The organism is Mycobacterium sp. 852014-52450_SCH5900713 (assembly GCF_001667075.1).
Taxonomy (GTDB): Bacteria; Actinomycetota; Actinomycetes; order Mycobacteriales; family Mycobacteriaceae; genus Mycobacterium.
Genome location: NZ_LZIL01000005.1, coordinates 98,038 through 120,066 on the forward strand (window position 1 = coordinate 98,038; position 22,029 = coordinate 120,066).

At 67.1% G+C, this 22,029-nt stretch carries 25 protein-coding genes and 1 tRNA gene; 8 read left to right on the plus strand and 18 right to left on the minus strand.

The window, feature by feature from the left end:
• Positions 1 to 165: 165 nt before the first annotated feature.
• The 6 genes from A5773_RS01325 to A5773_RS01350 all read right to left on the minus strand — a co-directional run bounded on the left by A5773_RS01325 (position 166) and on the right by A5773_RS01350 (position 4,729).
• Positions 166 to 711 (minus strand): hypothetical protein, encoded by a 546-nt coding sequence (locus A5773_RS01325; RefSeq protein ID WP_067789041.1) that lies wholly within the window; start codon positions 709 to 711, stop codon positions 166 to 168.
• Entirely contained in the window at positions 708 to 1,166 is a 459-nt protein-coding gene (locus tag A5773_RS01330) for a hypothetical protein (RefSeq protein WP_067789044.1), read from the minus strand. Before A5773_RS01330 ends, A5773_RS01325 begins: the two co-directional genes overlap by 4 nt.
• A 623-nt stretch (positions 1,167 to 1,789) precedes the next feature.
• Positions 1,790 to 3,790, minus strand: a complete 2,001-nt coding sequence (locus tag A5773_RS01335; protein WP_067789045.1) for an AAA family ATPase — start codon at positions 3,788 to 3,790, stop codon at positions 1,790 to 1,792.
• A gap of 79 nt (positions 3,791 to 3,869) precedes the next feature.
• Positions 3,870 to 4,094, minus strand: a complete 225-nt coding sequence (locus A5773_RS01340; protein WP_067789048.1) for an AlpA family transcriptional regulator — start codon at positions 4,092 to 4,094, stop codon at positions 3,870 to 3,872.
• A 121-nt stretch (positions 4,095 to 4,215) separates the two neighbouring features.
• Entirely contained in the window at positions 4,216 to 4,503 is a 288-nt protein-coding gene (locus A5773_RS01345; protein ID WP_067789051.1) for a hypothetical protein, read from the minus strand.
• A 4-nt stretch (positions 4,504 to 4,507) separates the two neighbouring features.
• Positions 4,508 to 4,729, minus strand: coding sequence for an AlpA family transcriptional regulator (locus A5773_RS01350; RefSeq protein ID WP_067789054.1), 222 nt, complete (start codon positions 4,727 to 4,729; stop codon positions 4,508 to 4,510).
• 53 nt (positions 4,730 to 4,782) lie between these two features.
• On the opposite strand from A5773_RS01350, the gene A5773_RS01355 reads away from it, so the two are divergent.
• Together A5773_RS01355 and A5773_RS01360 are read left to right on the plus strand one after the other, a co-directional pair.
• Positions 4,783 to 5,391 carry a hypothetical protein gene (locus A5773_RS01355; protein ID WP_067789057.1) on the plus strand — a complete coding sequence of 203 codons (609 nt, stop codon included), beginning with the start codon at positions 4,783 to 4,785 and terminating at the stop codon, positions 5,389 to 5,391.
• Positions 5,388 to 6,569: a tyrosine-type recombinase/integrase gene (locus A5773_RS01360; protein ID WP_067789060.1), complete on the plus strand. Its 1,182-nt coding sequence runs from the start codon at positions 5,388 to 5,390 to the stop codon at positions 6,567 to 6,569. Before A5773_RS01355 ends, A5773_RS01360 begins: the two co-directional genes overlap by 4 nt.
• A gap of 96 nt (positions 6,570 to 6,665) precedes the next feature.
• Here the strand turns inward: A5773_RS01360 and A5773_RS01365 are convergent, their stop codons facing one another.
• The 4 genes from A5773_RS01365 to pgm all read right to left on the minus strand — a co-directional run bounded on the left by A5773_RS01365 (position 6,666) and on the right by pgm (position 10,960).
• The gene (locus tag A5773_RS01365) at positions 6,666 to 7,604 is read right to left on the minus strand and encodes a hypothetical protein (RefSeq protein WP_067789063.1); all 939 of its coding nucleotides are present in this window, start codon (positions 7,602 to 7,604) and stop codon (positions 6,666 to 6,668) included.
• Positions 7,605 to 7,943: 339 nt separating this feature from the next.
• A tRNA-Ala gene (locus A5773_RS01370) sits at positions 7,944 to 8,016 on the minus strand.
• 53 nt (positions 8,017 to 8,069) lie between these two features.
• On the minus strand, positions 8,070 to 9,239 hold the full coding sequence (locus A5773_RS01375) for an MFS transporter (RefSeq protein ID WP_067789066.1): 1,170 nt from the start codon (positions 9,237 to 9,239) through the stop codon (positions 8,070 to 8,072).
• Positions 9,240 to 9,331: 92 nt separating this feature from the next.
• Positions 9,332 to 10,960 carry a phosphoglucomutase (alpha-D-glucose-1,6-bisphosphate-dependent) gene (pgm, locus tag A5773_RS01380; protein WP_067265813.1) on the minus strand — a complete coding sequence of 543 codons (1,629 nt, stop codon included), beginning with the start codon at positions 10,958 to 10,960 and terminating at the stop codon, positions 9,332 to 9,334.
• A gap of 104 nt (positions 10,961 to 11,064) precedes the next feature.
• Here pgm and crcB (A5773_RS01385) point away from each other — a divergent pair, with 104 nt between their 5' ends.
• Together crcB (A5773_RS01385) and crcB (A5773_RS01390) are read left to right on the plus strand one after the other, a co-directional pair.
• Positions 11,065 to 11,460 (plus strand): fluoride efflux transporter CrcB, encoded by a 396-nt coding sequence (gene crcB, locus A5773_RS01385; RefSeq protein WP_066952241.1) that lies wholly within the window; start codon positions 11,065 to 11,067, stop codon positions 11,458 to 11,460.
• Positions 11,457 to 11,840, plus strand: coding sequence for a fluoride efflux transporter CrcB (gene crcB / locus A5773_RS01390; RefSeq protein WP_067265811.1), 384 nt, complete (start codon positions 11,457 to 11,459; stop codon positions 11,838 to 11,840). The genes crcB (A5773_RS01385) and crcB (A5773_RS01390) overlap by 4 nt, the downstream gene beginning before the upstream one ends.
• 1 nt (position 11,841) lies before the next feature.
• Here crcB (A5773_RS01390) and A5773_RS01395 read toward each other — a convergent pair whose 3' ends face one another.
• The 3 genes from A5773_RS01395 to A5773_RS01405 are packed head-to-tail and all read right to left on the minus strand — an operon-like array spanning position 11,842 to position 13,708.
• Complete coding sequence (locus A5773_RS01395; RefSeq protein ID WP_066952647.1) at positions 11,842 to 12,459, minus strand: GNAT family N-acetyltransferase; 618 nt, start codon at positions 12,457 to 12,459, stop codon at positions 11,842 to 11,844.
• A complete protein-coding gene (locus tag A5773_RS01400; RefSeq protein ID WP_066952237.1) occupies positions 12,456 to 13,331 on the minus strand; it encodes an LLM class F420-dependent oxidoreductase in 876 nt (291 codons plus the stop codon). Before A5773_RS01400 ends, A5773_RS01395 begins: the two co-directional genes overlap by 4 nt.
• A 20-nt stretch (positions 13,332 to 13,351) precedes the next feature.
• On the minus strand, positions 13,352 to 13,708 hold the full coding sequence (locus A5773_RS01405; protein WP_066952235.1) for a DUF488 domain-containing protein: 357 nt from the start codon (positions 13,706 to 13,708) through the stop codon (positions 13,352 to 13,354).
• Positions 13,709 to 13,763: 55 nt separating this feature from the next.
• Between A5773_RS01405 and A5773_RS01410 the strand changes: the two genes are divergently transcribed.
• Entirely contained in the window at positions 13,764 to 15,038 is a 1,275-nt protein-coding gene (locus A5773_RS01410) for an HNH endonuclease signature motif containing protein (protein WP_067789068.1), read from the plus strand.
• Here the strand turns inward: A5773_RS01410 and A5773_RS01415 are convergent.
• The 3 genes from A5773_RS01415 to A5773_RS01425 all read right to left on the minus strand — a co-directional run bounded on the left by A5773_RS01415 (position 15,035) and on the right by A5773_RS01425 (position 17,881).
• On the minus strand, positions 15,035 to 15,733 hold the full coding sequence (locus A5773_RS01415; protein ID WP_066952231.1) for a DsbA family protein: 699 nt from the start codon (positions 15,731 to 15,733) through the stop codon (positions 15,035 to 15,037). The genes A5773_RS01410 and A5773_RS01415 overlap by 4 nt on opposite strands.
• A gap of 19 nt (positions 15,734 to 15,752) precedes the next feature.
• The gene (locus tag A5773_RS01420; RefSeq protein ID WP_066952229.1) at positions 15,753 to 16,676 is read right to left on the minus strand and encodes a CoA ester lyase; all 924 of its coding nucleotides are present in this window, start codon (positions 16,674 to 16,676) and stop codon (positions 15,753 to 15,755) included.
• Positions 16,677 to 16,918: 242 nt separating this feature from the next.
• Positions 16,919 to 17,881: a hypothetical protein gene (locus A5773_RS01425; protein ID WP_066952228.1), complete on the minus strand. Its 963-nt coding sequence runs from the start codon at positions 17,879 to 17,881 to the stop codon at positions 16,919 to 16,921.
• A 316-nt stretch (positions 17,882 to 18,197) separates the two neighbouring features.
• Here A5773_RS01425 and A5773_RS01430 point away from each other — a divergent pair, with 316 nt between their 5' ends.
• The 3 genes from A5773_RS01430 (at position 18,198) to A5773_RS01440 (ending at position 20,743) form a co-directional block, all read left to right on the plus strand.
• The gene (locus A5773_RS01430) at positions 18,198 to 18,479 is read left to right on the plus strand and encodes a WGxxGxxG family protein (protein WP_066952226.1); all 282 of its coding nucleotides are present in this window, start codon (positions 18,198 to 18,200) and stop codon (positions 18,477 to 18,479) included.
• 209 nt (positions 18,480 to 18,688) lie between these two features.
• Positions 18,689 to 19,258, plus strand: coding sequence for a hemerythrin domain-containing protein (locus A5773_RS01435; protein ID WP_066952645.1), 570 nt, complete (start codon positions 18,689 to 18,691; stop codon positions 19,256 to 19,258).
• A gap of 39 nt (positions 19,259 to 19,297) precedes the next feature.
• On the plus strand, positions 19,298 to 20,743 hold the full coding sequence (locus A5773_RS01440) for a YdiU family protein (protein ID WP_197507837.1): 1,446 nt from the start codon (positions 19,298 to 19,300) through the stop codon (positions 20,741 to 20,743).
• A gap of 2 nt (positions 20,744 to 20,745) precedes the next feature.
• Here A5773_RS01440 and A5773_RS01445 read toward each other — a convergent pair whose 3' ends face one another.
• A complete protein-coding gene (locus A5773_RS01445; RefSeq protein ID WP_066952222.1) occupies positions 20,746 to 21,573 on the minus strand; it encodes an LLM class F420-dependent oxidoreductase in 828 nt (275 codons plus the stop codon).
• 4 nt (positions 21,574 to 21,577) lie between these two features.
• Positions 21,578 to 21,982, minus strand: a complete 405-nt coding sequence (locus A5773_RS01450) for a DUF4267 domain-containing protein (RefSeq protein ID WP_066952220.1) — start codon at positions 21,980 to 21,982, stop codon at positions 21,578 to 21,580.
• Between the last annotated feature and the right edge of the window lie 47 nt (positions 21,983 to 22,029).

A 22,029-nucleotide genomic window follows, 5' to 3' on the forward strand; every position in this document is an offset into this window, starting at 1 on the left:
TTGCACCAGGTGCGGCGCACACCACACAGGTACGTGGAGCGCGACGCTTTGTCCCGACTGCGCGAAGAAATCAGGACAGTCCAAACCCGACAACTAAGCACGACCTGGGACGCCTTCGACGAGTCGCTGTATGACCGCCGACGCCAAGACGACACGGCAATGCCTTCAGCATTCGCGCAGGCCGTTGTCGGTCGGCAGCTCACGGCCGCGCGCGATGATGTGCCGGCGGGGGATGCGGCGGCCATCAGGCAGCTCGACCATTGGCGATGCGTTGGTGTCGGCGGCCGGCGGATCGGCTACCGGGCCGGTCTCCGCGCCAGGTGGCGTCACGACACCGACGACAGCGGTGCTGAGATCGCTTTCCGCTAGGTCGATTTCGGGGCTGCGCGGCCTACTCGCGGCCGAAGTGCCGGCCGGCGGGTCAATGGGTGGCTGCGGGCTGCTGATCGGCTCTTCGGCCCGTGAACTTGCAACGGCCAACCACTCGCTCAGCTCATCGGCCGACAGGCCACCGACGGCGAGCACCTGGCGTGCGACGTCGATGTGCAACGGCCACAGCGGATCATCGTCGCCGACAACAGTGCCGAACAGTGCCTTGCACTCGTCGGCAACGGCCTGGTTTAACTGCGTTGGGTCAAGCCGACTTTCGGCCACGTCCTCGGCCACTGACATCGCGGCGTCGATGACATCGCGTTTGGTTAGTGCGCTCACTGCTCGATCTCTTTCGTCGTAGGCATCTCGACCACTTCGGCGTCGACCACCGCCCGCAACCGTTCGCGGGTGTCAGCGATGATCGCGGCCGGCGTCTGAGTCACGTTGACGTTGACGGTCTCCGGTTCGTACAGCCCGTCAAGCTTGGCTAGCTCGGCCTCGTTGCGGATGATCTCGCGGTTGAGGGTCACCAGCGTGTCGTCGTCGCCAGCCCGGTACGCCGCCGTGAACCGCTGGGTCAGCGCGCGGGTGCGCGTCTGGATGGCGAACTTGTGAGCCTCGAATGAGGTAATCGCCGGTTCGCGCCGCAGCCGCTCGACGTGACGGTTGACGGCGGTCTGCGCTGCGCCGATAGAGCGGTAGCCGAGACGGTCGCAGACCTCGCGCCAGGAGTGCCGGCTGGCGCGGAGCTGGAATGCCTCTGCGGCGCGTTCGCGGCTCGCGTACCTCGACATTGTTGGTGCCATACCGCATTCGTACCGCATTAGGGTGCAACGGTTTCGGAGCCGCGTCGGGTGGCGGGCGGGCGCGGGGTTGGTCGGGTGTCGACAGGTCACAACACCGACACAGGTCGGCAATGTGCTTGCACCGGAGGCGGTTTGGGCTCGGCAGGCGTATCCACAGCCCTCTATCCGATCGGGTGTCCGCTGATGGTCGGCGGGTGGGCTGTGCGTCGGGCGACGCGGCCCGCAGACACCGCCCTACCAATCCGCCGGCGGAGGCGGGCGGTCAATTTCGTTGGGTCGGTTCCCTACCCCCGTTCCCCCTATAAATAGGGGGGAGAACAACGTGGGTATGGGTGGGCGTGAAGTGGGTCGCCCCTTGGGTACGGGTGGGTATTCGCAGGTCAGGCCGGGTGGGTACGCGGTTGGGTATGGGTGGGTACTCCCCTGCCCGATGGGTACCCGTACCCACCGCGTACCCACCCTGACCCGCTCGACTGAAAAACTCCTTGACCTGCGCGTTCGCGCCGGAAGGGTCGGGGCGTACCCAACTTGGACGCCCGTCAGGGTGGGTATGCCTTGGGTACGGATGGGTATTCGCAGCTCAGAGCATGTTTCCGGCCCGTGTCGTTGGGTCACGGGGCCGGCGAGGAGGTGCCGCCGTCGCCTTCGGTCAGCGCGTTCATGGCGGTGGGGTCCGGCGCTGGATAGGCGTCCGGTTCGTGGTAGGTGTGCCCGAGCGGATCACGCCGCGCAACGATCAGCTTGCCGTGGTCGCATAGCAGCTTGATCGCGGCCTCGGCGGTGTTGAAGCTGCATACCCGTCGCACCTTGCGGGGCTTGCCGCTGGCGGTGGGCTCCTCGCGGATGACCTCGGCGGCGGCCTTGGCCAGCCGCGTCTGGGTCAGTCCCTCGCCCGGGATGCAATGCTCCTGGGCCAGTTCGTATATCGCCTTGACGTGCGCCGCCCCCTTGCCGGTCCACTTCTCCATCGGCAGGTCGGGGTCGAACTCGCCGGCGTGCGGATCAGCGCCAGGCGCGAGCACCAGGGACTCACCGCCGGCGGGCAGCGTGACCTTGACCGCGCTCAGCGGGTAAGGCCCTTCGACCGCTTCGTCTTTCATCTTGCCGACCTCGATCGTCACGGCCATCGCGGTCGGATCATCACGTAGCGCGATCAGTTGAACGTCAACCGCGTTCAGCCACGCCACCGAGCCGCGCGCGTTGCGCGGATCGGCCTTGGTGGTGTGGTGCAGCACCAGCACCGCCGCGCCCGTGCGGCGCATAAGTGCGTCGATCCGCGCGACGGCCCGCCCCTGGTCGGTGGCCGAGTTCTCTTCCAGTCCAACGGTGCAGCGCGCCTGGGTATCGAACACCACCAGCGCCGCGCCGGTCTCCATCACCTTCGCGGTCACGTCATCCATGTCGCGCTGCGAGCCGAGCTGCGCCGCGCCTTCCAACACGGTCAGGTTGGCGAGCGCGCGCCGGCGGTCGATGCCGCGCTGCTGGCACCAGGCCCGCACCCGCTTGGATACCCCGCGAACACCCTCGCCGACGACGTAGATCACCGGCACCGGCGCGCTGACGCCGAAGCGGGCCGATCCGACGAACGGAGTGCCGGTCGCCAGCGACAGCGCCATGTCCAGAGCGACAAAGCTCTTGAGCGACTGAGACATACCGATCAAATGCGCCAGCGACGCGGCGGGCAACAGCTTGCCCACCAGCCACTCGGTGCCAGGCAGGTTGTCCAGCTCATCGAGGGTGCGCCACCGCTTGCCCACTGGCTCGCGGGCGGTGGCACCGCCGGCCTTGTGCAGTGCCCGCGCGTCGGCCAGCTCCGCCCACGCCGCGCTGTGGTCCTCGGCGCTCGCCGCCGTCAGCGCCTTGATTGTCTCGACCGGCATGCCCGGCGCTAGCTTGACCAGCTCGCCGGCGGTCACCAGGTAGTTGTGCTCCTCGCGGCGCAGCTTGCGGGCGGCGTTGCCCATGTTCCAGGTGTCGCGGTTGTGCCGCTCGATCATCTGCCGGGCGGCATCGGCGAACTCTGGTCCGCAGCCGCGTTCGACCTCGGCCAGGCTGTAAGCGGTGTGCGCCGCGACGCTGACCTTTTTGAGCCGCTGCTGCTCCTGGCCGCGCTCGCGCCGGCGGGCGTCGGCCTGTTCGGTCAGCGCCGCCAGCGCGGCCTCGGGGTCGGCGATGTCATACAACACCGACTCGCCGACGAACTCGGCGACTTCGACGCGAGTGACGCCTTCCAGCTCGGGGCAGATCGCCACCGCGAGGCCCGGCGGGATCGCGTCCAGCTCCTCAAAGCGAGTGCCTTCGCGTTCGGTGATTGCGCTGGGGGCGACGATGGCGACGCCATAGCGGCGTCCGAACCGCCGCAAGGCCTCCCACTGCGTCGGAGACAGGTACGGGGCGATCTCATCGCCAGGCTCCGCGCCCAGCCGGTCGGCGACCATGAGAACCGGGATCGCCGGCGCGGGGTCACTCCTGCCCGACTCGTCAGTCAGGATCTCGCGCACGGTGCTGGTGTCGTCCAATCCGTCGCTAAACGGGTCGCGCCCGTTGCGGCCGTTGACGCTCAGTGATCCGGCGCGGTTGCCGACCTTAGAGGTATTCTGCCTGTGGGTCACTGCTTTTCCTGTCGGGTGAGTAGGTGGTTCGGGGAGATGCCGCTCGGTCGAGGCCAAGTACCGGGCGGCGTCGCCGCCTCTAGGGTCTGTCAAGCTGTGCGGCAACGGATTCCGGCGTGACGCGGATCAGCAGCGCATCGACGTCGCTGGCCTTCACCCGTAGCTCCGAGGTCGGACTGGTCCGGTATCCCGGCAGCAGGCCCGCGACGATTCGTTGGCGAATTGTCCAACGGCTCACGCCGATCCGCTTGCCGGCCTCGGACAGGCCGATCAGCCGGTCGCCCTCGGTGGTCGTGGCGGTCATGGTGTACCTCCTCTCAGGGGTGTCGTGGTGGTCGGTGCGGCTGGGGTGATCGGATCACATGGGGGTGCACGCGCCGGCTGACCCGACTCGACAACGCCGACCTTGGTAGGCGTTGTCGCCGTTAGTGATTCGCGGCCGGCAGGCTTCGCGGCAAGCCGAGCACTGCCGGGTGGTGCGGCGGTGGATCGCGGTCGACCACGGTGTGCACTCCGCCGCAGCGCGGCCCGCATGGAGCCAGCTCAGCCTCGGCCTGGCGCGCCTCTTCGCGGCTATCCCAGTACGTCGCGGCGCCTCGGCCCTCGGGGTCATGGCAGATCAGCGCGTACCTGCCAAGGGACCGACCGCCGGCAGCCCGCAGATGATCGGCTTCGTGGTGTCGCGGGCCGCCGGCGGTCTCGGTGGTGGTCATCGGCTCACTCGGAGCCGCCAAGCATCTTGAGCAGCGCCAGCGCGGGCACCCGTACCCGGCGGGAGCCGAGCTGAATCGTGGGCAGCCGGCCCTCGCGGGCCATCGAATAGCCGTATGCGCAACTGACGCCGAGGTAGCGCGCGGCCTGCTCGATGCTGATAGTCGGTGGCCCGCTGCGCAATTCATCCAGCGTGGGCACGGTCTTGGTGGTAGCGGTTGACTCCATTCCCCCAGAGTCGGTGTTTGTGCGGTGAATGTCCAGACTGTAGAGTCACCAACATGGTCAAACGAAGTGGTGACTCACCGCCAGACCCGCAGCGCGGCGACGTCGAGCGGGTCGACTACGCCGACCCCGACCCGCTTGCGGGCAAACGCTCCGGCCCGTTTCAACGGGTGCCGGAGCCTGACGAGCGCGTGGCAATTCGCCTGGTAGGACACCCGTTTACCTACGCCGTGCGGATCTCGACCAGCCGGTCAGGCCCGCGCCTCACTGAGCTGACGATCACCGCCGATGACGGCGCGACGGTCGACTATGCGGTGGTGCGCGCAGTGCCGACGCGAAGATTGGCCTACAGCGCCGCGCAATGGATCGACCGCGCCGGCGGTCTGTTCGGATTCGTTGACGACATCGCCGAAACGCACAGCCAGCCAGACAACCCCGCCCCCAAGGTGTACGAAGCGGCCCAGATCGCCAATAACGCCATCGCGCTCGGCCTGCCGGTGCGCCCGACCGTGGCCGAAAAGCTCAACATCAGCAAGACGACAGTTGACCGGCTACTCAAGAGAGCCCGCGCCGAGGGCTGGTTTAACGACGAGCCACTACCGAAACGACCACAACCACAGCAGCGCGACACCACCGCCACCACCGACCAGGAGACCGACCGATGACCACCGACAACACACAGCCCAAGCAGCGCGGCGACCGCACCGACAGCTCGATCAAGCGCCTATCGAACGGCAAGGGATGGCGGGCGCGGCCGACGCTAGGCACCGATCCGGTGACCGGCAAGCAGGTCCGGCCTACCAAGGTGTTTCGCACCAAGGGCGAGGCTCAGCAGTGGGTGACCGAGCAGCGCCAGCAGTGGGCGTCGGCGACGTGGGCACCGAAGTCGGTCCAGACGTTCGATGAGGTCGCCGACCACTGGCTCAAGCTGCGCGCGGCTGACCCGTCGATCGGGCCGAACACCGTTCGCGCAGATCGCGAGTCGCTGGCCTACGCGCGCCGGGCGTTCGGTGCGGTGCCGGTCCAGAAGCTCACGCCGGCCGCGCTGGCGGATTGGTCGGCCGCGCTGACCGGTAGGGGTGGCAAGGCGCTAGCACCGGCCACCAAGCGCCGCGCGATCGTCCGGCTCAAATCGGTGATGGCACACGCGAAACGGATGCGCTGGTTGACCTATGATCCCTCGGCGGATCTCGACTCGCCCGAGCAGAAGTCGGTCACCGCCACCGCCGCCGAAGACATCTGGACGCCGGCGCAGATGGGCAAGTTTCTCGATCACGTCGCGCCCCACCGCCTCGCCGGGTGCTTCGCGCTCACGCTGCTCGGGCTGCGGCGCGAAGAGGTCGGCGGGCTGCGGTGGTCGGACCTCGACCTCGATGCCGGCGCGCTGCGCATCCGACAGGCTCGGGTCGACGTCAACGGGCGCGACACGATCGTGCCGACCAAGACCGACCGCAGTGCCCGTGATCTGCCGCTGCCGCCGCGCGAGCTGGCAATGCTCAAGGCCATGCGCACGGCCCACCTGCGCGAGCGCCTAGCCGTGGGCGCGCCGCTCGCTGACGGCGACCTGTTACTGTCGCGAGCCGACGGCACACCGTTGCCGGTGCGCGACTACAGCCGCGAGTTCACCGCTCAGCGCAAAGCTGCGGGGCTCAAGGCGATCCCACTCGGAAAGCTGCGGCACTCCAACATCTCTCGGATGCGCGCGGCGGGCATCGCCGCCGATGTGGTCGCCGCCTGGCACGGCCACACCGAGCGCATGACGCAGGCCGTCTACGGGCGCGTAACCGACGACCGGCTCACCGCCGCGTCGGCGGTGCTCTCGACAGCGATAGGACAGAGTTAGGGGAAACAGCCCGACCCAGGGGCTTGCTGACGACTTTTCACCACCTGATGACCCAAACAAAACACACCACAAGCGCGCCACAACGGCTCTGAAAAGCTATTGGGGTTCTTGCCGCTCCTCGCTGCCGCCGTCATCCGCGTCGCTCTCCTCTTCCTCGTCGGATACAGGCCGCGGCCCTATGAGCGTTGCTTCCTCCCAAAGCCGCTCGTAGGTATCCCGCAGAGTTTCGCGCGCAGGCGACGGAATCGGCACTAGGACCGTAGTCGTCTTCCCAACACCGTTCAGGGAAGTACCAAGCATGAACGCACTCTTGTCTTCTGCGAACACATACCGGTCATGCAGGCCGCCGGACTCTCTCAGCTCCACCCGGCGCGCCAGACTCGGGCTGTCGAGATAAGTCCGCATCGCCGGAAGTACGCCCTTACCAGTTTTCGGCGACACGAGCACCCGCGTTAGGTGCGTGTTCATCACGACCATGTGCAGAACGTCTAGTTTCAAATACGGGTCGACCAGATACCCGGCTCCTGCGTTGGCGAGTTGCCCCACCATCAGCGGGTAAGCCAGGGGATCGCCGTTGCCCAAAACCACAACACTCACATCGTCTTCGGTCGCGGCTTCTCTCTCACGATCCCGTAGCAGCGCGTTTCCAATGTCGGTAAGCCGCAACCGAGAATCCTCGCCCGAATCAGTCACTTTCTCGAGCCATCCCAGATACACCAGGTGGTCGATGACAGACTCGGCAGCCTTAATCAGTTCCCGTGACGTGCCCTCGTCGTAGAACACGCCCGCCAGCTTTGCGAACGACCTGACGTACTGAGAATAGGTCGTGTCGATCATCCGGGTAAGGGCACTCACCTGTCCCAGTGCCCCCAACGAGCTGATGGGGCCACGCTGGAAGGTGCGGTACTCAGCCGGGGCAGGGATAGGCCGCTTCCGCCACAACGTCACCTCTGCGGCCTTCGGGCTGTACCCGCTGCGGTTACATGCCGCGATGAAGCCCAGCACCGCGTATTGCTCTTCCGAGAGGATATCCACGTTCCGGATACTACGGTTCCGCCGAGCGTCCAACCTGGCCTTCGCCAATGGGTCGGGATCAACCCGAACCAAGGCGCGGCATCCCCACCTCCCCAATCGGGTTCAACAGGTTGCGGGCCAACGCCAGGATCTCGGACCACTTCGTTGGCAACCTCTATGTGCCACTCGGAAGCTAGATCCAGCATCGGACCGTACTTCGCGCCAACTCCCCGCTGTTCGCCGCGTCGGCGGTGCTCTCGAAAGCGATAGGACAGAGTTAGGACATTCGGCGACAAACCGAGACCGACCGCAAAATGACCGAACGGCCCTGATCAGAGGTCAGAGCCGTTCTATGTCAAGTGGAGCTAAGGGGACTCGAACCCCTGACCCCCACACTGCCAGTGTGGTGCGCTACCAGCTGCGCCATAGCCCCAAGTCGTGCCAATCGAAGCTACACCAACCGCCACCCTGGTTCAAAGTTGCTGTTCAGGCCGCCTCGCCGTCCGCTTGGGGCTCCGCCAAGCCGTGCTCCGGATGGATCAGCGTCCGCGTCTCCGGCGCCAGAATCCAACCGGCTGCGGCGATCACCAGGACAATCCCGCTGATGCCGAAGCCCCAACCGAAGCTCAATTCCTCGGCGGCCCAACCGACCGTCACGGAGCCGACGATGGCACCCAGATCGGACAGCATCTGCACCGCCGCCACCGGCATTCCAGCGCGCGCCTCGCTGCCGAGAATGTCCGCCACCGCGGCCTGCATCGGCGACATGAAAACGCCTGTGGTCGCACCGGATACCGCCGCGGCGACCATGAACGCCGGCAACGACGACACGACTCCCAGTGCGGCGGTCGCCACGCCGGACGTCGCCAGGCCGATGATCAACAACGTGCGCCGTCCCATTCGGTCGGACAGGTAGCCGCTGGGAACGACGGCCACGGCGTTGCCGGCCGCGAAGGCCGCCAGTGCCACCCCGATCATTCCGACGCTTTCGCCCATGACGTCGGAGAGAAACAGCGGCACCAGCGCGACGCGCAGCCCAAACGCCGCCCAGCCGGTCGCGAAATTGGCCAACAGCGCTGCCCAATAGGCGCGGAATCGCAGCGCCTGGCGCATCGTCACCGTGGACCGTGTCGGCGGACGGGGCGCGGCGAGCTCCGAATGCCGCAGGCCATAAAACAACACCGCCGCAACCCCCAGCATCGCGATGCCGTACACGATGAATGGCGCGGTCAACCCCCACCCCGCGGTCAGGCCGCCGACGGCCGGGCCGCCGACCGCGCCCACCATGAACGACGTGGTGAACAACCCGGCGATCCGTCCGCGCGCATCGGGCGGGCTGATGTGGATCATCAGCCCCAACGCCGAGACGTAAAACATCGTCGAGCCGATGCCGCTGATGGCCCGGAAAGCCAGTAGTTGCCAATAGGCCTGCGAATACGCGCACGCGATGGTGGACAACGCCACGATCAGCAAACCACCGATGTAAATCCGGCGCTCGCCCAACCGCTGCACCAGCACCCCGCTCACCGGGGCAAAACACAACCGGCTCAACGAAAAGACGGTGACCAAGAAAGTCACCGCCTTGATGCTGACCCCGAAGGTATGGGCGAAAGCGGGCATCGCCGGCGAGATGACGCCATAGCCCAGCGCGACCATGACATTCGCCCAGCTCAGGATCCAGACTTCGCGCGGCAGCCGCGGAGAACGGGAACCACATTCTCGCGAACGGGTAAGCCTGGGGGAAAGAGTCACCCAATGACTTTATTAACCACCTCGCGCGCGGCTTCCTGCACCTCCGCCAAATGCTCGGGGCCATTGAAGGATTCCGCGTAGATTTTGTACACGTCCTCGGTGCCGGACGGCCGCGCGGCAAACCATGCGTTGGCGGTCGTCACCTTCAATCCGCCCAGCGCCGCGCCGTTGCCGGGCGCGGCGGTGAGTTTCGCGGTGATCGGCTCGCCGGCCACCTCGGTCGCGGTCACCTGCTCGGGCGAGAGCTTGGCCAGCCGGGCTTTTTGGTCGCGGTCTGCGGGTGCGTCGACCCGCGCGTAGAAGGGTGTGCCGTATTCGGCGGTCAGCTGCTGGTACCGCTGCGACGGCGTGGACCCGGTGACGGCCAGGATCTCGGAGGCCAGCAGCGCGAGGATGATGCCGTCCTTGTCGGTGGTCCACACCGAGCCGTCGCGCCGCAGGAACGACGCGCCCGCGGATTCCTCGCCGCCGAACCCGATGGTGCCGCCGATCAGGCCGTCGACAAACCACTTGAACCCGACGGGCACCTCGACGAGCTTGCGGCCGATGCCGGCGACCACCCGGTCGATGATCGACGAACTGACCGCCGTCTTGCCGACGGCGATGCCCTCCGGCCACGACGGCCGGTGCGTGTACAGATAGTCGATGGCCACCGCCAGGTAGTGGTTCGGGTTCATCAGGCCGGCGTCCGGGGTGACGATGCCGTGCCGGTCGGAGTCCGCGTCGTTGCCGGTGGCGATCTGGTAGCGGTCGCGGTTGGCGATGAGCCCGGCCATCGCGTCGGGCGAACTGCAGTCCATCCGGATCTTGCCGTCGTGATCGAGCGTCATGAACCGCCACGTCGCGTCGACCAGCGGGTTGACCACGGTCAGGTCCAGACGGTGCCGCTGCGCGATCTCACCCCAGTAGTCGACGCTCGCCCCGCCGAGCGGATCCGCCCCGATCCGCACGCCGGCCGCGCGGATCGCATCGATGTCGACCACGTTGGGCAGGTCGTCGACGTAGTTGCCCAGGTAGTCGTGCCGCTGGACGGACTGCAGCGCTCGCGCGAATGGCACCCGCCTCACCCCGGAGCCGTCACGGAGAATTTCGTTGGCGCGCTTGGCAATTGCGTTCGTCGCGTCGGTATCCGCGGGGCCGCCGTTGGGCGGGTTGTACTTGAAGCCGCCGTCCGACGGCGGGTTGTGCGACGGCGTCACGACGATCCCGTCGGCCAGCGCTTCGCTGCGGCCACGGTTGTAGGTGAGGATCGCGTGGCTGATCGCCGGTGTCGGGGTGTAGCGATCGCGGGAGTCGATGACGGCCGCTACATCATTGGCCGCGAGGACCTCCAGCGCCGACACCCAGGCCGGCTCGGAAAGGCCATGCGTGTCACGGCCGATGAACAACGGTCCGGTGGTGCCGTGGGCGGTGCGGTATTCGACGATGGCTTGGGTAATGGCGAGGATGTGGGCCTCGTTGAACGCCCCGTTGAGCGCGGACCCGCGGTGGCCTGACGTGCCGAACACCACCTGCTGTGCGACGTCGTCGGCATCGGGCTGGATCGAGTAGTAGGCCGTCACCAGGTGAGGCAAATCGACAAGGTCTTCGGGCTGGGCCGGCTGACCGGCGCGGGGGTGGGCCATGGTTCTCAATTCTGCCCGTGGCGCACCTCGCTGACTTGTCAGGTACTTTTCTGACGTCCCGGATTCACTTACCGGTAAGTCCTGGCAAGGGGAAGGGATCGCGCGTGGCACACGACTATCGCGAGTTGGCCGCGGTTTTCGCCGGCGGGGCGCTGGGTTCCCTCGCCCGGGCCGGCCTGGGCACGCTCGCCGCGGGTGATCCAGCGAAATGGCCGTGGCCGACGTTCACGGTGAACATCGTTGGCGCCTTCCTGCTGGGGTACTTCACCACCCGACTGCTCGAGCGATTGCCGCTGTCGAGTTACCGGCGCCCCCTGCTGGGCACCGGATTGTGCGGCGGGCTCACCACGTTCTCCACGATGCAGGTCGAGACGCTGAGGATGATCGAGCACGGCCATTGGACGCTGGCCGCGGGCTACACCCTCACCAGCATCACCTTGGGCTTGCTGGCGGTGCACTTGGCCACCAAATTGGTGCGCCGGGTACGGATCCGCGGATGACGGCGGGCGCGGTCACGACGGCTGCGGTATGGGCTGGGGTCGCGCTGATCGGCGGCGTCGGGTCGGTGCTGCGCTTTGTGGTCGACCGCGCGGTGGCCCGCCGGGTCGCCCAATCCTTTCCGTTCGGCACGCTGGTCGTGAACATCAGCGGCGCCGCGCTGCTCGGATTTCTCGGCGGCCTGGTGCTGAGCAAGGAGGCGGCCCTGTTGGCCGGCACCGCCTTCGTCGGCGCCTACACCACGTTTTCCACCTGGATGCTGGAAACTCAGCGGCTCGGCGAGGAGCGACAGGTGCGCGCGGCGTTCGCCAACATCGTCGTCAGCGTCGTGCTCGGTGAGGCGGCGGCGCTCCTCGCGCAGTCGATTGCCGAGCGGCTTTGAGTCACCCCTGGGGAACGTCGTCGGGCGTCCGGGGCAGCACATAGAGCGCCATCCGCCGGTTCGACATGTCGTGCTCGCCGAGGAATGCGCAGCCGCCCCGCTCGCAGAATTTGCGCGCCAAGACATTGCGGTGGTCGGGATCGAACATGATGCGCCGACATCGCGGATCAAGGCCCAAGATGCTGCCCACCAAATGCGGCAGCAGGTAACTGACGTGTCCCCGCTTGATGTAATCCAAATCGGCCACCGCGACATGCAGACCCAGATCGTGCGCATCGTAATCGTACCGAGTGGCGATGGAATCCTTTGCCGCTCGGTACAATTCGATGTAAGCGCGGTCCGTTCCATCGAGCGTCGCGATGAGTGGGCGGGAGAAGCCGCCTCGGAGCTGCGCCCGCAGATAATTACGCCAGCGCGTCATCGGCCACGCGGACTCCCACGCTTCCACCAGGTGCGGCCGGTTCATCCACTCGGCGATCATCTCGGCGTCGGCGTCCGGGTCGACGAGACGCAAACCGTACGGCTCGGGCAATGTGGGTATCGGCGGCGGCGGGACGGCGCGCACCTCGTCGGGGATGTCGGTCAATTCCCGCGGCAGTAGGGGATCCGCCTCGCTCATGCCGGTGCCGCCATCGTCCACTGCTCTGCCAGCTCCGAGACCCATTCGGCAGCCGCATCGGGCCGGTCCGGCGGCGCTGCGACGAGAACCAATTCGTCAACGCCCAACTCGGCGAGGGCGCCGATATCAGCAACGCCCGGATCGCGCAGCGCCACCGCCAGCCGCAGCTGCCCATGATCCCGCCCCGCCTCGGCACACAGCTGCTCCAGTTTGGCGATGCGGTCCCGGACGGCCCCGACGCCGTCGATGTTGAACCCGTACCAGCCGTCTCCCCACGTCGCCACCCGGCGCAGCGCCGAATCGCTATTGCCCCCAACCACGATCGGGATCCGACGATCGTGCACCGGCTTGGGGTTGACACGAATGGCATCGAAGCAGACGAAATCACCGTCGAACGAAGCGACGTCGTCACGCCATAACGCGCGCATCGCCGCAACGTATTCGGCGGTCCGCGCTCCGCGATGGGCGAAAGGCACTGAAAGCGCGGCGAATTCCTCCTTCGACCACCCGACACCGATGCCCAATGCCAACCGTCCGCCGCTGAGCCGATCCAGGCTGGCGGCCTGCTTGGCCACCACCACCGGATTGTGTTCGGGCAGCAGGAGCACGCCCGTCGCCAGTCCGATCCGAGACGAGGCGGCGGCGGCGAAGCTCAGCGCGATCATCGGATCAAGCCAGTCCGCTTGTGCGGGAACAGCGATGACGCCGTCATCCGAATAGGGATAGCGAGAGGCGGGCCGGTCGACCATGACGACGTGTTCGCCGACCCACAGCGTGGCGAAGCCGCAGTCGTCCGCCGCTGACGCGACGGCATCGATCACCGCGCGGTCGGCGCCGGCACCGATTCCCAGGGCGTGCAATCCCAGCCGCATCGCCCGATCGTCTCACGCGTTCAGCGGCTTTTCAGCAGCTCCGCGAGAACGGCCGCCTGGCTGATGTCCGTATCGCGGGTCGCGGTCACCAGGGTGAGAACACCGCGCCCGGTAAGCCTCCGCAGCTCCTCCAGCGCCGCGTTACCCCGCAGTTCCGCCCTGTACCGCGAGGCGAATTCGTCGAATCGTTCGGGCCGGTGCTGATACCACTCGCGCAGGTCCTTCGAAGGTGCGACCTCCTTGCACCAGATACCCACCCGCGGGTCCTCCTTGCGCACTCCGCGCGGCCAGACTCTGTCGACCAGCACGCGCTGACCCTCGTCTGGGGTGACGTCTTCGTAGACTCGCGCCACCCGGATCCGACTCTTGGCGCTCATACTCGCCAGCGTAGCCACGCACGCGTTGTCAGTGACCCCATTTATTATCGAACTTATGTTCGAAGAATTGGCGGAAGGTGACCCGCCGGCCGACGAATCGGCGCTGATAGAGCGCATCGCGGAGCTGGAGACGGTCAAATGCGCGGCCGCCGCGGAACAGGCCCGAGCGGCTGCCGCCCTGGACGCGGCCCGTCGTGCCTCCGAAGCGGCGGCAGGGGTGCCCGCCGCGCGGCGAGGACGCGGCGTGGCCGGTGAGGTCGCACTGGCGCGGCGCGATTCCCCCGCGCGGGGCGGCCGGCATCTCGGCTTCGCCAAGGCCCTCGTCTACGAGATGCCGCACACCCTGGCGGCGCTGGAATGCGGGGCGCTGTCGGAGTGGCGCGCGACGCTGATCGTGCGAGAGAGCGCCTGCCTGGACGTCGACGACCGCCGCGCATTGGACGCGGAGTTGTGCGCCGACCCGGCGAGCCTGGCCGGCATGGGCGACGCGCGAGTGGCCGCGGCCGCGAAAGCAATCGCCTACCGGCTGGATCCCCACGCCGTCGTCGAGCGGGCGGCCAAGGCCGAGCAGGAACGCACGGTCATCATTCGGCCGGCGCCCGACACGATGACGTACCTCACCGCGTTACTCCCTGTGGCCCAGGGCGTTTCGGTGTACGCCGCGCTGCGGCGCGAAGCGGATGCCCGCGGTGATGGGCGCTCACGCGGACAGGTGATGGCAGACACCTTGGTCGAAAGGGTCACCGGCCGCAGCGCCACGGTCCCGACTCCGATCGCGGTCAACTTGGTGCTATCGGACGAGACGCTGCTCGGCGGTGACGATGCGCCGGCCGACATCTCCGGCTACGGTCCCATCCCCGCGGCGGTCGCGCGCGCGATGGTCAGCAGCGCTGTCACCGACCGACGTTCGCGCGCGACGCTGCGCAGGCTTTATACGCACCCCCGGGCCGGAGCGCTGGTGGCGATGGAGTCGCGGGCACGCATCTTTCCCCGCGGGCTGGCCACTTTCATCGGGCTGCGCGATCAGCGTTGCCGCACACCGTACTGCGGCGCGCCGATCAGGCACCGCGACCACGCACAGCCGTGGGCCGACGGCGGCCCGACCACCGCGGACAACGGTCTGGGTCTGTGCGAAAGCTGCAACTACACAAAGGAAGCCGCGGGCTGGCGGGTCAGCACCGGTGTCGACGAAAACCACACCCATAGAGCACTATTCACGACGCCGACCGGCAAGAGCTACCGATCGACGGCCCCGCCGCGCGCCCCCGCGATCACGGTCAGCAAGGTGGAAATCCGCATCGGAGTGTCACTCGCGCGGCATGCGGCCTAGGTCCCTTGGTCGGTGAACCGCGAGACGTCGACGACTTCACCGCGATTGATGCTGACCCAGTCGCGCCCATCGAGGTAGGGACGCAGACTTCGACCGATCAGGTCGACATCGGCCGCGGACTTGGGCCGCTGCAGCTCGTAGACGTGGGGCAACTCGGCCATGCCGGTGACGACATTCCACAGCGTCAGGGCTTTCGGCCCGGTTGGCGGATCCACCAGGACCGGACCAAAGAGGCACTGTCCCAACAGGAACAGGGTCGGCACCCCGTAGCCGCCGGCATCGATCACCCGTTGATGGTCGCGGTGTATCTCGTCGTGGGTTGTCGGATCGCTCAACGCCGCATCGAAAACCGACGCCTCGGCGCCGATGTCACTCAGCAAGCGCCGGGCAACCGCGGGATCGTGCGGCTTGCCGCCTAGCGTGTGCAGTTCATGTCCGATGGCGGCGTACCAGCGATCCAGCAGCGACATGTCCGTTCGGCGCAGTAGCGCCCCGATGCGCATCAAAGACCATCCATACGACCACTCCCGCTCCCACGGGTGCTTCTGGCCCTCTGACCGGTTGACCTCCTCGAGGCTGAAGAATCGCCAGTCGACGGTGATGCCCAGTTGCTCGCGAACGTCGCGGATCCACAACGAGGTCTGGTAGGCGAAAGGGCACATCGGGTCGAAATGGAAGTCCACCACAATGCTCATCTCGGACCCGTTCCGCCGCTCAGTAGTGATAGGTGTCCGACGGCGCGGGGGAATGATCCCGTTCTTCGTCGTCGAATTCCGACGATTCTATGTCGTAGGCGCGAGCCAGCTCGAGGATCTTGGTGGCCCTGGCAATCCGCGGCAGGTCGGAGCCGTTGCGGATCTCTCCCCCATCGCGTTCGAATTCGGCGAAAAACTCCTTGGCCCAAGAGATTTCGTCCTGCGACGGCGACAGGCCCTCGTTCACCACGGCGCATTGATCCGGGGTCAGGCAGATTTTGCCCGTCATCCCGAACTCCACGGAGACGGCGGTGGCTTCGATGAGTTTCAAAGCGTTGGAGCCGATCGTGGGTCCGTCGATTGCGCTCGGCAGGCTGGCCGCCTTGGCGGCGATGGTGAAGCGCGACCGGGCGTAGGCCAGCGTGCTCGGGTCTTCCCCGAAACCGGTATCGCGGCGGAAATCGCCGATGCCGAAGGCGAGCCGGAAGGTGCCCTTCGCCGCGGCTATTTCGGTGATGCGTTCCAGCCCGCGGGCCGTTTCCACCAGCGCCACGATCGGCACGTTCGGCAGCCGTTGCGCGGTCTCGGTGACGTGGTCCACCGATTCGACCATCGCCAGCATCACCCCGCCCACCGGAGTGCCGGCCAGCGCGGCGAGGTCGTCCGCCCACCACGGGGTGCCGAAGCCGTTGACGCGGACCCAGTCGGTGTTGCCGGCGCCCAGCCAACTCACCACGTTGTCGCGGGCGGTGTGCTTGTCTTTCGGCGCGACGGCGTCCTCGATGTCGAGTACGACGATGTCGGCCCGGGAATGTGCCGCGGACTGGAACCGGTCGGCGTGGGCACCGTTCACCAGGAGCCAACTCCGGGCCAACACGGGATCGATGCGGTAGCCGATGACGTCGTCGGGCTCCGTCGCGCTGCTATTGACCTGGTCGTACATCTTTAGCTGATCAGCCGTCTTTCGTAATCGCCAACGTGGGGTTAGTGCCTTAACCGTAGCGATATCTCCAAACGGGCGGTCGGGCATGCCCCGGGAAAGCCAAGACGCCCGGGGCGCGCGGCACGCCCGACGACGCCCCGCGGCGGGGAACCCTTTGCTTTACTGCATCTTCGCCTCGACCGACGAAGGCCGCCCGGGCGGAGGGAACTCGCCCGGGCGGCCTTGCAGATTCGCCTGATCGACTAGTTGATGCCGACGACCTCTTGCGCGATCGCGGCGACACGCGTCTGTGCGGCCGACACGACCCGCTGGCGGTTCTTGTTCGCCTCTTCGTAGGCGATGATCGCCCGCACGTCGCTCGGGTTGGTGAGGTCCTTCACCTCGGCGACGGCCTCGCTGACGTTGAGCTCGTCGTAGTTGGCGATGGGCAGCTCGTCGGCGTCGAGCACCCCTACTGCGGCGCGTGCCGCGTGCAGCGCATCGGCCGTCTGCCGGGCCCCCTCGTTGCGGGTGACCCTTTCGGCCGCCTCGAGAGCGGCGTTCCGCGACGCCGCGAGGGCGCGGGTCGCCACGTCACCGGCGTAGGCGCCCCGGCTCACCAGCTCGTTGAAGGTCGGCCTGGCCGAACGCAGCGCGTCCGCGGCCCTGTCCACACCCCGGACCGACCACTCGACCGGCAGGTTCACCAGTTTGACCGCCGTACCGGCCGCCGCCTGCAGCGGTGTCCGGCGCAACGCGGCGGGGCCACCAAGCGCATCCTCGGCAAGCACGGTCGTCAGCCAATCGACGGTCGCCGAATGCGCCGTGATCAGCCGCGTCGCCAGGCTCTCGATTTCGGGAAGCTGCGCCGCGACGGCCAGGGCTTTGAGGTAGCGGGCGCGGTCCAGCAACTGGTCCTCCAGCGCCAGGTCACCCAGAAGCGCCTCGTCGAACGGCTGGGCCTGTTCGGTCAGTGCTTTGACCGCAGCGGCGGCGCGGCCCAGGAAGGGGCCGACGATGTCCGGGACACCGCCGAGCTCACGGATCGCCTTCTCTATGGCCTCGGAGCGCTCGCGCCCGTTCGACGCGTTCTGCGTCAGCTCGCGCTCGACCGCCTCGGTACGCGCTTGTGCGATGCGCGTTTCGGCGACCTGGATCTCCGTGTTGGTCAGCTGGTGAAGCGCACGCAACTGCGCCAGCACCGTCGTCTTGTCCGATGAAGTCATCAAAAATTCGCCTCCTGCGTTGATTGTTGGATCGGCACGAAAGCGCCTCTGTTGGGGCTACCCATTCCGGCGGCGGCAAATAACATGGCCTCCGCCATGTGATCCAGATCGCTTTTACGGCGAGGGCATCCCGGCGGAGCAAACAAGTCGATGCCCCTGCGAGAGTTTCACGCCTGCCCTCCGGGGTAGCCATGCTTTGCCACGCCGCCGCTTCGGTGGAGCGTCGCTTTCCGCGAGGACTAGAGCACCCTGGTCCTTCAAATGTGTCTCGGCACCCTTCAGGGCTTCGACCGAGGCAAACCCGCTAGGAGTACACATGCGTAGGACCATTGCGATCGTTTCGGCCACCGGGGCGCTGTTGTTCGGTGGGGCAGGCGTCGCCAACGCCGCCAGCTCAACCACTCCCGCACCGACGTCCACCACAACGACGTTGGCGGACAACGACAACAACAACAACGGCCAACACAACGACAACACCGGGCTGTGGGGCCTGCTCGGCCTCCTCGGCTTGGGCGGACTCGCCGGACTGAAGCGCCGCAAGGACGCCGTCACCGGCACCGGCGTCGGACCAGCCGCCACCGGCGACCGTCGCGTCTAGTTCCTCCGCTCGGCTTCAGATCCCCGTCAGGCGCCGCGCCTGGCGGGGATCTGGCTCGGCGCCCGAACAGAAATTGCTTGTGCTTCAAACGATTCCGCCCGCGCCCGCGAGGCCTCGTTTAGGGGTTTGTACAGCGGGTATGCCTCGTCAAGCCGCACACAGCCCATAGTGCGAGTCCCAATTCCCCGAGAGAACAGCGAGGTATGGCGATGGCCGACATGATTGTCCAATCGCCCGACGAAGTCGTCGCATTTCTGAAAGCGCAGCACAACCTCATCGAGGACATGTTCGACGAGGTGCTGCACGCGTCAGATCCGCAGGCGCGCGAGAAGCCGTTCTCGACGCTGCGTCAGCTGCTGGCCGTCCACGAGACAGCCGAAGAAATGGTGGTGCACCCGCGCGTGCGCCGCGAGGCCGACGCCGGTGACGAGATCGTCGACGCCCGGCTCAAGGAGGAGCACGACGCCAAAGAGCTGCTGTCGAGCATCGAGAAGCTCGACGTCACCTCGAAGGAGTTCATCGACGAGGTCACCAAGCTCCGGGAGGCCGTGCTCGACCACGCCAAGCAGGAGGAGAGCGAAGAGTTCCCCGTGCTGCAACGCGAGGTCGACGACGCCGACCTCAAGCGGATGGGTGCGGCGGTGCGGGCGGCCCAGGCCATCGCGCCTACCCACCCGCATCCCGGCGTGGAATCGGCCAAGCTGAACTTCGCTCTGGGCCCGTTCGCGTCGATGCTCGACCGCGCCCGCGACCTCATCGGACAGGCCCTGGGCTCGTAGGACTTCCGTAGGCTTGTTGAGGTGAGTGTCGCCCCGGATATGACCGTCGCTCTACAGGACCGGTTTTTCCGCGAATTGCCGGAGATGGCCGTCCGCTGGAAAGCTGAGGCGCCCGCCGACTTGCGGCTGCTTGCCCTCAACGAGCGGCTTGCCGCCGAACTCGGCCTGGACGCCGGCTGGCTGCGAAGTCCGGATGGGATGCGCTTCTTGGTGGGCGACCTGGTCCCCAGCACCGCCGTTCCGGTGGCCCAGGCCTATGCAGGGCATCAGTTCGGCGGCTTCGTCCCCCGGCTTGGTGACGGACGCGCGCTGCTGCTCGGCGAGCTCGTCGACGGCGACGGGCGGCTGCGCGACATCCACCTGAAAGGCTCGGGGCCGACGCCGTTCGCCCGCGGCGGGGACGGCCTGGCGGCCGTTGGGCCCATGCTGCGCGAGTACATCGTCAGCGAGGCGATGCATGCGCTCGGGGTGCCGACGACGCGATCGCTGGCCGTCGTGGGGACCGGCCGCCCGGTGCTGCGTGAGGCGGAGCTGCCCGGGGCCGTGCTGGCCCGCGTGGCCAGCAGCCACCTGCGGGTGGGCAGCTTTCAGTTCGCCGCGTCCACCGGTGACGCCGACCTGCTGCGCCGCCTCGCCGACCATGCGATCGCCCGCCACTACCCCGGCGCCGCGGACGCCGAACGCCCCTACCTCGCGTTGTTCGAAGGGGTGGTCGCCGTGCAGGCAGCGCTCATCGCGCGCTGGATGCTGGCCGGATTCGTCCACGGGGTGATGAATACCGACAACATGACGATCTCCGGCGAAACGATCGACTACGGACCGTGCGCCTTCATGGACGCCTACGACCCCGACACCGTCTTCAGCTCGATCGACTTCTGGGGGCGCTACGCGTACGGCAACCAGCCCCTCGTCGCCGGCTGGAATCTCGCCCGATTCGCCGAGACGCTGCTCCCGCTGGTGTCCGACGATGTCGAGGAGGGGGTCGCGCTCGTGGAGAATTCGTTCGGGGTCTTCCAGCGCGAATACGACGCCGTGTGGTCGTCCGGAATGCGTGCCAAATTGGGTTTGTCCGCGGACGTCGACGCCCAAGAGCTGAAGGCGCTTTGCGACGAGTTGCTCGCCCTGCTCAAGGCCAGCCACGTCGACTACACCTCGTTCTTCCGCCACCTCGGCCGCGCGGCACGAGGCGATGCCGAACCCGCGCGCGGCTTGTTCATCGACCTCGCCGGGTTCGACGCGTGGCTGTCGCGGTGGCACACCCTGCGCCCCGACGCCGACGCCATGGATCGGGTCAACCCGATCTACATTCCGCGCAACCATCTGGTCGAGGAAGCCCTGGCGGCCGCCACGGCGGGCGACCTCGGTCCACTTGACCAGCTCCTCACCGCGGTCACCGCACCCTATGAAGAGCGAGTGGGGCTGGAACGTTACGCCAATCCGGCCCCCGAGGACTTCGGTAAGTATCAAACGTTCTGCGGCACTTAGCGTTACGTGAGTTTCGCGAATTCAGCCTGCAGCTCATCGAGGCGGAGAAGGGTTTCGTCGCGAGGCTCGGTGGGCAGTTCAACCAGCAGGTGCTGCAACCCGAGAGCGCGGTAGCCCTCAAGCTCTTCCGCCGTCGGCGCGCCGCCGTGAAAGCTGATCACCGGCACGTCCCGACCGGCCATGTCGCGCAGTTGCTCCAATTGCGGCGCCAAAACCTGCGCCGATGGTGTCATCGACAGCCAGCCGGCATGCAGCCTGGCGATGCGTTTGAACCCCGCGGGTCCGCCGCCGAAGTACAGCGGCGGGTAGGGCTTCTGCACCGGCTTGGGCCAACTGTAGATCGGGTCGAAGTTTACGAATTCGCCGTGAAATTCCGCTTTTTCGTGCGTCCAAATCTCGACCATCGCGTCCAGTCGTTCGTCAACCACTCGTCCTCGGACCCCGGGATCGACGCCGTGGTTGGCGATCTCTTCGCGCAACCAGCCCACACCGACACCGAATCGGAACCGTCCTCGCGACACCAGATCCAGCGACGCCACTTCTTTGGCCGTGTGAATCGGATCGCGCTGGGGCACCAGCGCGATGCCGGTGCCCAGGACCAGCCGCTCGGTGACGGCGGCCGCGGCGGTCAACGCCACAAACGGATCCAGGGTGCGGTAGTACTTCGGCGGGATGGGACCGCCGGCCGGGTACGGGGTTACGTCGCCCGCCGGAATGTGGGTGTGCTCGGCGAGGAACAGCGACTCGAATCCACGCTGCTCGAGCGCCTGCCCCAGCTCCATCGGGCCAATGCCCTCATCGGTTACGAATGTCAGTACGCCTACGCCCATGGTCTCAGTCAACCGCATCGGGCGCGTTCCGGCGAACGCGTGACTGCGGTCGGGCCGCGCCCCAGAGCCCCACACCGATGCCGATGACGGCGCCGCCCAAGCCGATGATCCGTTGCGAGGGCTTCAGCTCGTCATGGACGCTGATGCCGCCGAGCAGGTCGGCCGCGTCGGCACCGCCGGATGCCAGGAACCAGCCGCGGGTGTTCTTGCCGCGCGACGCCGCCATCGCGAGCATGCCACCGATCAAGGCGTCGCGATATCCCATGGATCGCAACAACAGTCGCGCCGTCGGCGCCGGCTCGCCGGGATCTCCCCAGAACCGGTTCGCGGTCAAGGGGTCGACGAGGAACCAGACGCCGGAGGTGAGTCGGATGCTGCCCGCGAGAAGTGCCGCTCGGTCGATTGACATGCTCGGCAGCCTAGGAGCAAAACGCGCTCCCGCGCACGGCTTCGCCC

Bases quoted from the DNA above. Each gene is read 5' to 3' on its own strand.
- A5773_RS01435 (WP_066952645.1), top strand. From the start codon at position 18,689: ATGGCCGACATGATTGTCCAATCGCCCGACGAAGTCGTCGCATTTCTG.
- A5773_RS01355 (WP_067789057.1), top strand. From the start codon at position 4,783: ATGGTCAAACGAAGTGGTGACTCACCGCCAGACCCGCAGCGCGGCGAC.
- A5773_RS01440 (WP_197507837.1), top strand. From the start codon at position 19,298: ATGACCGTCGCTCTACAGGACCGGTTTTTCCGCGAATTGCCGGAGATG.
- A5773_RS01445 (WP_066952222.1), bottom strand. From the start codon at position 21,573: ATGGGCGTAGGCGTACTGACATTCGTAACCGATGAGGGCATTGGCCCG.
- A5773_RS01330 (WP_067789044.1), bottom strand. From the start codon at position 1,166: ATGTCGAGGTACGCGAGCCGCGAACGCGCCGCAGAGGCATTCCAGCTC.
- A5773_RS01400 (WP_066952237.1), bottom strand. From the start codon at position 13,331: ATGCGGCTGGGATTGCACGCCCTGGGAATCGGTGCCGGCGCCGACCGC.
- A5773_RS01375 (WP_067789066.1), bottom strand. From the start codon at position 9,239: ATGGTCGCGCTGGGCTATGGCGTCATCTCGCCGGCGATGCCCGCTTTC.
- A5773_RS01345 (WP_067789051.1), bottom strand. From the start codon at position 4,503: ATGACCACCACCGAGACCGCCGGCGGCCCGCGACACCACGAAGCCGAT.
- crcB (WP_067265811.1), top strand. From the start codon at position 11,457: ATGACGGCGGGCGCGGTCACGACGGCTGCGGTATGGGCTGGGGTCGCG.
- A5773_RS01395 (WP_066952647.1), bottom strand. From the start codon at position 12,459: ATGAGCGAGGCGGATCCCCTACTGCCGCGGGAATTGACCGACATCCCC.
- A5773_RS01420 (WP_066952229.1), bottom strand. From the start codon at position 16,676: ATGTACGACCAGGTCAATAGCAGCGCGACGGAGCCCGACGACGTCATC.
- A5773_RS01425 (WP_066952228.1), bottom strand. From the start codon at position 17,881: ATGACTTCATCGGACAAGACGACGGTGCTGGCGCAGTTGCGTGCGCTT.
- A5773_RS01415 (WP_066952231.1), bottom strand. From the start codon at position 15,733: ATGAGCATTGTGGTGGACTTCCATTTCGACCCGATGTGCCCTTTCGCC.
- A5773_RS01450 (WP_066952220.1), bottom strand. From the start codon at position 21,982: ATGTCAATCGACCGAGCGGCACTTCTCGCGGGCAGCATCCGACTCACC.
- A5773_RS01405 (WP_066952235.1), bottom strand. From the start codon at position 13,708: ATGAGCGCCAAGAGTCGGATCCGGGTGGCGCGAGTCTACGAAGACGTC.
- A5773_RS01410 (WP_067789068.1), top strand. From the start codon at position 13,764: ATGTTCGAAGAATTGGCGGAAGGTGACCCGCCGGCCGACGAATCGGCG.
- A5773_RS01360 (WP_067789060.1), top strand. From the start codon at position 5,388: ATGACCACCGACAACACACAGCCCAAGCAGCGCGGCGACCGCACCGAC.
- A5773_RS01430 (WP_066952226.1), top strand. From the start codon at position 18,198: ATGCGTAGGACCATTGCGATCGTTTCGGCCACCGGGGCGCTGTTGTTC.
- A5773_RS01350 (WP_067789054.1), bottom strand. From the start codon at position 4,729: ATGGAGTCAACCGCTACCACCAAGACCGTGCCCACGCTGGATGAATTG.
- pgm (WP_067265813.1), bottom strand. From the start codon at position 10,960: ATGGCCCACCCCCGCGCCGGTCAGCCGGCCCAGCCCGAAGACCTTGTC.
- A5773_RS01340 (WP_067789048.1), bottom strand. From the start codon at position 4,094: ATGACCGCCACGACCACCGAGGGCGACCGGCTGATCGGCCTGTCCGAG.